This is a genomic window from Pseudomonas sp. MYb541, from assembly GCF_037479595.1.
GTDB lineage: Bacteria > Pseudomonadota > Gammaproteobacteria > Pseudomonadales > Pseudomonadaceae > Aquipseudomonas > Aquipseudomonas canadensis.
Window position 1 is genome coordinate 41574 of sequence record NZ_JBBGYS010000046.1, and the last position, 8981, is coordinate 50554.

Consider the following 8981-nt stretch of genomic DNA (forward strand, 5'->3'; position numbering starts at 1 on the left):
GTGTACGGCTTTGGCCTGTCCGAAGAACTGATCGGCACGGCAAATCGGTACTGGCCCTGGCCCTGCGCTGGCCCGACCATCGCCCTGTGGGGCGCACGGCGGCCGGAGCAGTTGAAGGGCTACGAAGAAGCCTTCGGCTGGCACCTCACGCCCGAAGACCTGAAAAAGATCCGATCGGCCCGGAATTTATGGCCCCACCCAAGCGTTAACGACCTCTTTGGACCATAAACGACATGGCCGCAAACTTACCCATTGAACGACTGTTCAGTTTGAACTATGTTGACCGCATCCACCCGTTTTCCACCCGACGGGTTCGCGCTGTTTCTTCTTGAACAAGAGGCTCTGGCATGCGGTTTTCCCCCTTCGTCGAAAGAATTGCAGGGCAGGGCGTAGCTGCCTGGGACATCCACCACGCCGCGTTCCAGGCGGCCAGCCAGGGCGAAGACATCATCATCCTCAGCGTTGGCGATCCGGATTTCGCCACGCCGTCCTTCATTACCGACGCCGCCGTGAGTGCCTTGCGCGACGGTGACACCCACTACACCGAAATCCCCGGTCGCCCGGCGTTGCGCGATGCAATAGCTGCACGCTACAGCCTGACGCTGGGCCGTCCACTGACTGCCGAAAACGTCATCACCGTGGCCGGTGCGCAAAACGCCTTGTTCGTGACCTCCCTGTGTCTGCTACAGGCCGGCGATGAAGTGCTGGTGCTCGACCCGATGTACGTCACCTACGAAGCCACGCTCAAGGCCAGCGGTGCGACACTGGTCCGTGTGCCCTGTTCGCCGGAATCCGGCTTTCGCCTCGACGCCCAGTTGCTCGGCGCAGCCATCACACCGCGTACGCGGGCGATTTTCTTCTCCAACCCGAACAACCCCACCGGCGTGGTACTCAACCCGCATGAGCTGCAAGCCATTGCCGACCTGGCGATTGCCCACGACCTGTGGGTGGTGGTCGATGAGGTCTATGAAAGCCTGGTGTTCGACGGCGAATACCACAGCCTCGCAGCGCTGCCGGGCATGGCCGAGCGATGCGTGGTGATTGGCAGTCTGTCCAAGTCCCATGCCATGACCGGCTGGCGCATCGGCTGGCTCATCGCCACGCCGCAGATGGTCGCGCATGCGGAAACCCTGGTGCTTAGCATGCTCTACGGGTTGCCGGGCTTCGTGATGGAAGCCGCCACCGCTGCCGTGCTGGCCCATGACGAGGTGACCCAGGGCATGCGCGAGATTTATCGGCGCCGGCGCGACCTGGTGGTGTCGGGGCTGAGTGGGTGCCCTGGCATCCAGGTGCAGGCACCGCAAGCCGGGATGTTTGTGCTGGTGGATGTGCGCGACACCGGCCTGGGCTCCCTCGACTTTGCCTGGCGCCTGTTCCGTGAAGCCGGGGTTTCGGTACTCGACGCCGCCGCGTTTGGCGAGCCGGCCCAGGGTTTCGTGCGCTTGTCGTTCACCCTGGGAGAAGAGCGCCTGCGTGAAGCCTGCCAACGCATCGTGCGGTTTGTCGCCAAGCTGGCCGGTGAACCGCGTACCGCGGCGGCGCCCAGGATCGAAGTGGTGCAGCCGGCCGCAGCCAAAAAGATGATCGAGGTCATCGACCTGCACAAGCGCTTCGGCAATATCGAAGTGCTCAAGGGCATTTCCCTCACGGCCCACGAAGGCGATGTGATCTCGCTGATCGGCGCCAGCGGCTCGGGCAAAAGCACCTTGCTGCGCTGCATCAACATGCTCGAAGTGCCGGACCAGGGCAGCATTCATGTGGACGGCGAAAGCATCAAGCTCAACTACGGCCGGCCCGGCGCGCCTCTGGTGGCGGACGCCAAACAGCTGGTACGCATCCGTTCGACCTTGGGCATGGTGTTCCAGAACTTCAACCTGTGGCCACATCGCACGGTCCTGGAAAACCTTATTGAGGCCCCCACCCAGGTCCTGCGCGAAAGCCGCGCCGAAGCCATCGAACGCGCCGAAGCCTTGCTCGACCGCGTCGGCCTGGCCGCCAAGCGCGACGAATACCCGGCGTTCCTCTCCGGCGGTCAGCAGCAGCGGGTGGCGATTGCCCGTGCGCTGGCCATGCGCCCCAAAGTCATGCTGTTCGACGAACCCACCTCGGCCCTCGACCCGGAACTGGTGGGTGAAGTGCTGCGGGTTATCCGTTCCCTGGCCGAGGAAGGCCGCACCATGATCCTGGTCACTCATGAAATGGCATTCGCCCGGGATGTGTCGTCGAAAGTGGCGTTTCTGCACCAAGGCATGATCGAAGAAACCGGCTCGCCGGATGCGGTGTTTATCGACCCACGCAGTGAACGTTGCCGACAGTTCGTCAACGCGCATCAAACTCGCTAACTCCATAAAAAGACGGGGCAAAATCATGAAATCCAAGCGTATGGCAACGTGGTTGAGCAGTGCAGTGTTGGTGTTGACCGCGGGTTTCACCTGGGCGGCGGAAAAGCCCATCGTGTTTGCGGTCGCTGCGGAACCCTATCCGCCATTCACCGTTAAAGGTGGCAACGGCCAATGGTCCGGCTTTGAAGTGGACTTGATCCACAAACTCTGCGAAGGCATGAAAGCCGAGTGCCAGATCAAGGAAGTGGCGTGGGACGGCATCATTCCTTCTTTGCTAGCGAAGAAGATCGACGTGATTTTCTCGTCGATGTCGGTGACCGATGAGCGCGAAAAACAGATCGCCTTCAGCCGTGCCTATTACGATTCCCTGTTAGGCGTCGCCGGGCCGAAAGGCAGCGAAGTCGAGATCTCCCCGGCGGGCCTCAAGGGCAAGCTGATCGGCGTGCAGATCTCCACGGTCAGTGCCAACTACTTGAAGAAGTACTACGAAAACATCGCGGACCTGAAGTACTACGACACCCAGGAATCGGCCAACGCCGACCTGATCGCCGGGCGTATCGACTACATGATGGCCGACGACACCGCCATCGCGATGATGGTCAAGACCCCGGAAGCCAGCGGCCTGGCGCATATCGCCAGCGTGCCTTACGACCCGATCATCGGCCGTGGCGTCGGCGCCGGCCTGCGCAAGGAAGACACTGCGCTCAAGGCCCGGCTGGACAAAGCCATCGGTGAATTGCTGGTGAGCAAGGACTACGACGACCTGTCGCAGCACTATTTCGGCCTGTCGGTCAGCCCGTGCAAGCGCGGTGACACCCCGGCGTTTGTCAGCAAGACCTGTGACAGCCCGTATCAACACGTCGCCCAGAAGACCGAATAATGCTCGACCTCTTAAGCTTCGGTGAACAAGGGTGGGGCAATGCGTTGCTCAAAGGGTTATGGATGACCCTGCAAATCTCCGCCGGTTCGTTTGCGGTGGGTTTGTTGATCGGCCTGGTGGTGGCCTGCGCCAAGCTCAGTGCGCCACGCCCGATTGCGCTGCTGATGCGCGGCTACACCACAGTGTTTCGTGCGGTGCCGGAACTGTTGCTGATCCTGCTGCTGTATTACGCCGGTTCCATGGGCCTCAATGCGCTGATGTTGTGGATGGGCTTCGAGCAGATGAACATCAGCGGCCCGCTGGTGGCGATCCTGGTGTTGGGCCTGGTGCAGGGCGCTTACGCTTCGGAGATTTTTCGCGCGGCAATCCTGGCAATTCCCCACGGCCAGATCGAAGCGGCACGGGCGTTTGGCTTGAGCGGGTTTGGCCTGTTCCGCCGGGTGACCTTGCCGATCATGGCGCCATTCGCCCTGGCTGGTATGTCCAACCTGTGGATCAACCTGATCAAGGACAGCGCCTTGATCAGCGTGGTCGGCACCAACGAGTTGTTGTACACCGCCAAGCAGGCGGCGGGCTCGACCCGTCAGTATTTGCTGTTCTACCTCACGGCCGCCGCCTTGTATTACCTGGTGACGCTGGCTTCCAACTACCTGTCCGGGCGCCTGGAGCGACGTATCCGTCGCTGGATGCCGGTTGTCGAGTGAGCGACCATGCCTGAATGGATAAGTTACTACGCCGGCCTGATCGCCAAAGGCTTGCAGACCACCTTGTCGCTGCTGGTGATTTCGGCGGTGTTGGGTTTTGCCCTGGCGGTGCTGGTGGCGCTGGCGCGCTTGTCGCGGCGCAAATGGCTGGCCCGTGGCGCGCTGGCCTACACCAGCGTGTTGCGCGGCACGCCGCTGCTGATCCAGATCTACATTTTCTACTACGGGCTGGGCAGCCTGTTTGCGCAGTTCCCGATGATTCGCGGCAGCTTTCTGTGGCCGTACTTGCGTGACGGTTATTGGTACATCGTGTTTGCCCTGGTGTTGTCGGTGGGTGCCTACGTCGGCGAAGTGATTCGCGGTGGCCTGCTGGCGGTGCCCAAGGGCGAAATGGAAGCCGCCTCGGCATTCGGCATGACGCCACGCCAGGCCTTGTTGCGCGTGCGTTTGCCACGGGCGATGCGCCTATTGTTGCCGACCTTGGCGGGGGAGACGGTGATGTTGCTCAAATCCACCGCGCTGGCCTCGACCATTGCCGTGGTCGACCTGTTGGGCGCGGCCAACGTGGTCCGCGCGCAGACCTTGCAGATCTACCAGCCGCTGCTGCTGGTGGCGGCGGTCTACCTGTGCCTGACCTTTCTCATCGAAGGTGTCTACGCCATCGCCGAACGGCGCGGCACGCCGCTACGCAGGTCGACCGGATGAAACAGGACCGCTCGTTGCAAGGGATTGCCCTGTGTTCGCTGGCCTATTTGTTCCTGGCGTTGCAGGACGCGGTGGTCAAGTGGCTGGTGGCCGATTACTCGGTGTTCACTATTCTGTTCTGGCGCAGCCTGGTGGTGGTGGTCGCGTGCTTGATCGCCGGGCGCATGGGCCTGATGCGCAGTGCCTGGACGTCGGTCAGCCGGCGCTTGCTGATCATTCGTGGACTGTTGTCGTTGCTCGCGTGGTTGCTGTATTACACGGCGGCCAAGGACCTGAGTCTGGCAGAAATGACCACGCTGTATTTCTCTGCGCCGATTATGGTCACGCTGTTGGCCGCGCTGATCCTCAAGGAGCGCGCCAGCCGGGGACAATGGATCGCGTTGATCATCGGGTTTGTCGGGGTGGTCATTGCCTGCCGTCCCACGCATATGCTCGACCCGTGGCCCATCGCCCTGACCTTGGGCGCGGCGCTGTGCTGGGCGTTTACCTATATCCAGTTGCGTCAGGTCGACCCGAGCAGCTCGGTGCTGGAGCAAATGCTGATCACCAACGTCGTGTTTGTGCTGTGCATGGGCGTGACCTTGCCCTGGACTCACACACCCGCGCCCACGCCAGCCTGGCTGGGCATGTTGGCGGCAGGTTTGGTCGGGGGCATCGGTCAATTCCTGCTGTTTGCCAGTTTCCGTCGCGCCACGGCGACGTTACTCGCGCCATTCGAGTACACCGGGCTGATCTGGGCGTTCCTCCTGTCGAGCCTGGTGTGGGGCACGCTGATGGATGGCTCGCTGATCATCGGCGCGGTGTTGATTGCCATCAGCGGCACCCTGGCCATGCTCAGCGCGCGGCATCCCGTGTCACAGGACGTGGTCGGCGCCGAATGCACCGTGACGCAACCCTTGTACCCAGCAGCGGCAGATGTGCAGCCCGTTGGCGGGGCTGAAGGTGCCGGGGTTGAGGCAGCCCTCGAGCCAAAGTCCGTCGAGCATCGCCGATAAGCCGATGGCGGCCAGGTGGCTGTCGTGGATCACCAGGTTTTCACTGCGGGCCAGATCGTCCAGCAGTTGTTGGATCAACGCCAGGTAGGCGTGGTAGCTGTTTTCGTGGGACTGGTTCACATGGGGCGAATGGCGGATCAGGCTCCAGAACACGACCCACACGCCGAGCAGATCGGGGTCCATGACCCGGGGCGAGAATGAGGCGCTGAGGAATGCATCCAGGCGCGCGGCAGGGCCTTCGGCCTGTTCCACTTGCGCCCAGAGGGCACTGGTCAGTTCATTGGCCAATTTGTGGTAGGTCTCGGCGATCAGCGCATCGATGCTGCCGAAATGGTGGTTGAGCAACCCCACCGACACCCCGGCCTCGGAGGCGATGCGGCGCACGGAAATCCCCGCATGCCCATCGCGGGCCAGGCAGGTGAGGGTGGCAGCAATCAGCAGGTCCCGGCGTTCGTCGGGGTCGGCGCGGCGCAGTTTGGGAAGCTCGGGAGTCATGGGCAGACCTTGAATGAAACAGCACAGCGCTCAGGTTAGTTGAACATGTGTTCAATCTCTACCGATTAATTGATCAGAGGAGGGCAAGGCATGGCAAAAGACCTTTCGTGGCAGGTCACCGGTGATTCCGGCAATGTGTTGCATATCGGGGCCTGGCGTTTCGAAGGCGACGGTAGCGGGCCGAAGGTACACCTGCAGGCCGGTGTACACGCCGACGAAATCGCCGGGATGCTGGTGCTGCATCAACTGCTGCCGCGCTTGCAGGCGTGCGCCGAGCAGGGCCGGCTCAAGGGCACGGTCACCGTGGTGCCCCAAGCCAATCCCTTTGGTATCGGCCAGTTCCGCCAGGGTCGCTTGCTCGGTCGGTTTCACGAAGCCACCGGACAGAACTTCAACCGAGCCTTCGATTGTTCGCTGGCCATGGAGCGCCCGGCGAACAACCTGGCGCAATGGCAGAAACGCCTGGTGCAACTGGCCGCCGATGCCGACCTGATACTGGACCTGCACACCGACGACGAGGCGTTGCCCTACCTCTACATCCACCGCAGCTTCTGGCCCGAGCAAGGCCTGGCACTGGCGGCGGCGTTGCAGGTGGACCTGGTGATTGTCTGGGATGAAGGTGGCGATGGCTCCTTTGAAGAAACCCTCATCAACCACGCTTCGCCGCAACTGGCGGCAACCATTGAACTGCGCGGACAGGCGGACGTCAGCGATGCCCTGGCGCAGCAGGACGCCGATGGGCTGTGGGCGTGGCTGTGCATCAATGGCGTGATCGACGAGGTGGCCAACATTGCCGAATGGCAAGGCGAGGTGGTCGACATGGGCTGCATGGAAACCGTCCTTGCACCCTGCGCGGGTGTGCTGGTGTTCGAAAAGGGCTTGGGCGACGACCTGGAAGAAGGCCAGCGTTTCGCGCGCATTATCGGCCGACCCGGTGACCCGGCCTCCGAAGTGACCCTGCACGCCGCTCAGGCCGGGCGCATGATCACCGGCCACCGTGAACGCCTGGTGGCACAGGGCTCGGTGGTCGCCAAGTTCACCGGCACACGGTTATCCGACAGCTACAGCGGCGGCGTGCTGGACCCGTAGCGGCGCCTGCAACTGCAGCCATTCCCGCGGGCTGGTGCCGATCTTGCGCCGGAACGCACGGGCCAGCGCCGAAGGGCTTTCGTAACCGACTTCATCGGCGATCAGGGCGATGGGGCGACCTTCACGCAGACGTTTCTGCGCCAGGCTCACGCGCCAGCTCAGCACATAGTCGGCCGGCGTTTGGCCCACCACCTTATGGAAATGTGCAGCGAAACTGGCCCGGGACATGTTCGACTCCACCGCCATTTCCTGCACAGTCCATGGGCGTTCGGGATTGTTGTGCAGCAGGGTCATGGCCCGCGCCAGGCGCAGGTCCGCCAGGCCCGACATCATGCCGGTAGTCATGCTGTGATAGGCCATCATGTGGCGCAGGAACTGAATCACCATCAACTCGAACAGCCGGTTCATCACCGCCTCGCGTCCGCAGTGCTCGGCGAAGGCTTCATCGAACAGCCACTCCAGCGTGCCGGCGATCATCGGAATCTGCTTGAGCGGCATCACGATGGTATCGGTCAGCGCCACGGACAACGGGTTATCGATCCCCCCATCAAAGCGCAGCGAGGCCGCCACCACCTTGGCGCAATCGGCTTTGGCCGCCACCAGCCGATGGGGCAGGGGGCGCGGCACCAGCACCAGGCTGGGCTCGGGGATACGCAGGGTGCCGTCGGGCATTTCCAGGCTGGCCTGGCCGTCCTTGAGCAGGTAGACCCGGCCGCGCTGCTGCAGATCGCGGGTGTCGAGGGCACCGTGCAACGGCCCGCTGTGAAAGGTATCGGCACCGATGCCGAAGTGCACCAGCAGTGTGGACAAACGATCCATGACTCACCTGATTTCAATAAACGATCTGTTTAGACGATCTGCGCCATATCGTCGACTATTAGCCTCCATTTGTAAAACACGTTTCGGCATCATGGCCTCACGTTCAACGCCTTGAGCGCTCAACCCCACGGAGCAAACGTTCATGAAAACCTTCAAGTTCTCCCGCGTCGCCGCCGCCCTGATCACCGGCGCACTTGCCTTCGGTGTCGCCACCACCAGCTTCGCTGCCCCACAGAAAGCCACCGTGGTACTGGTGCATGGCGCGTTTGCCGACGCCTCCAGCTGGAACGGCGTGATCGCCGGGCTCAAGGCCGAAGGCTACCCGGTGGTCGCCGTGGCCAACCCGCTGCGCAGCGTCAAGACCGACTCAGACTACGTGGCCGACATCGTCGAACACACCCAAGGCCCGGTGATCCTGGTCGGCCATTCCTACGGCGGCTCGGTGATCTCCAACGCCGTACACGGCAGCAACAAGGTCAAGGCGCTGGTCTACGTTGCCGCGTTTGCCCCGGAAAAAGGCGAGACCGCGTTTGAGCTGTCCGGCCGTTACCCTGGCGGCACCCTCGGCCCGACCCTGGACAAACCCGTGGTCTCCAAGGACGGGGTGACCGACCTATACATCCAGCAAGACAAGTTCAACAGCCAGTTCGCCGCCGACGTGGCGCCCAAGGAAGCCCAGTTGATGGCAGCCGGGCAACGTCCGATCACCGAAGCCGCGCTGAAGGAGCCGTCGGGTGACCCAGCCTGGAAAACTGTGCCGTCCTACTTCATATACGGTTCAGCGGACAAAAATATTCCCGAGGCCGCGCTTAAATTCATGGCTGACCGTGCGGGCTCCAAGGAAACCGTGGACGTGAAGGGGGCTTCTCACGTGGTGATGGTGTCGAATCCGGCGCGAGTGGTGGCGATCATCAACGACGCGGCCAAGGCCAACGCGCAGTAACCGGCGAGG

At 62.5% G+C, this 8981-nt stretch carries 8 protein-coding genes and 2 pseudogenes; 8 read left to right on the plus strand and 2 right to left on the minus strand.

What is annotated here, in order from left to right; genetic code table 11:
- Positions 1 to 29 precede the first annotated feature (29 nt).
- The 6 genes and pseudogenes from WH299_RS29750 to WH299_RS24340 all read left to right on the plus strand — a co-directional run.
- A pseudogene (locus WH299_RS29750) lies at positions 30 to 209 on the plus strand (general stress protein); the annotation flags it as partial.
- A gap of 138 nt (positions 210 to 347) precedes the next feature.
- Positions 348 to 2342: an aminotransferase class I/II-fold pyridoxal phosphate-dependent enzyme gene (locus WH299_RS24320; RefSeq protein ID WP_339551510.1), complete on the plus strand. Its 1995-nt coding sequence runs from the start codon at positions 348 to 350 to the stop codon at positions 2340 to 2342.
- A gap of 25 nt (positions 2343 to 2367) precedes the next feature.
- Positions 2368 to 3222, plus strand: a complete 855-nt coding sequence (locus tag WH299_RS24325; RefSeq protein ID WP_028616123.1) for a transporter substrate-binding domain-containing protein — start codon at positions 2368 to 2370, stop codon at positions 3220 to 3222.
- Positions 3222 to 3926, plus strand: coding sequence for an ABC transporter permease (locus WH299_RS24330; RefSeq protein WP_028616124.1), 705 nt, complete (start codon positions 3222 to 3224; stop codon positions 3924 to 3926). Before WH299_RS24325 ends, WH299_RS24330 begins: the two co-directional genes overlap by 1 nt.
- Positions 3927 to 3932: 6 nt before the next feature.
- Positions 3933 to 4631 carry an ABC transporter permease gene (locus WH299_RS24335; RefSeq protein ID WP_323623611.1) on the plus strand — a complete coding sequence of 233 codons (699 nt, stop codon included), beginning with the start codon at positions 3933 to 3935 and terminating at the stop codon, positions 4629 to 4631.
- Positions 4628 to 5626 (plus strand): DMT family transporter, encoded by a 999-nt coding sequence (locus WH299_RS24340; protein WP_122726996.1) that lies wholly within the window; start codon positions 4628 to 4630, stop codon positions 5624 to 5626. The genes WH299_RS24335 and WH299_RS24340 overlap by 4 nt, the downstream gene beginning before the upstream one ends.
- Here WH299_RS24340 and WH299_RS24345 read toward each other — a convergent pair.
- Positions 5582 to 6121 (minus strand): annotated as a pseudogene (locus WH299_RS24345) (TetR/AcrR family transcriptional regulator); the annotation flags it as partial. The gene WH299_RS24340 and the pseudogene WH299_RS24345 sit on opposite strands and share 45 nt — an antisense overlap.
- Positions 6122 to 6211: 90 nt before the next feature.
- On the opposite strand from WH299_RS24345, the gene WH299_RS24350 reads away from it, so the two are divergent.
- Positions 6212 to 7210, plus strand: a complete 999-nt coding sequence (locus WH299_RS24350; protein ID WP_339551512.1) for a succinylglutamate desuccinylase/aspartoacylase domain-containing protein — start codon at positions 6212 to 6214, stop codon at positions 7208 to 7210.
- On the opposite strand, the gene WH299_RS24355 is transcribed toward WH299_RS24350, so the two are convergent.
- Positions 7172 to 8029, minus strand: coding sequence for an AraC family transcriptional regulator (locus tag WH299_RS24355; RefSeq protein WP_123477461.1), 858 nt, complete (start codon positions 8027 to 8029; stop codon positions 7172 to 7174). The two genes, WH299_RS24350 and WH299_RS24355, sit on opposite strands and share 39 nt — an antisense overlap.
- Before the next feature lie 142 nt (positions 8030 to 8171).
- Here WH299_RS24355 and WH299_RS24360 point away from each other — a divergent pair, with 142 nt between their 5' ends.
- A complete protein-coding gene (locus WH299_RS24360) occupies positions 8172 to 8972 on the plus strand; it encodes an alpha/beta fold hydrolase (protein ID WP_028616129.1) in 801 nt (266 codons plus the stop codon).
- Positions 8973 to 8981: the final 9 nt, after the last annotated feature.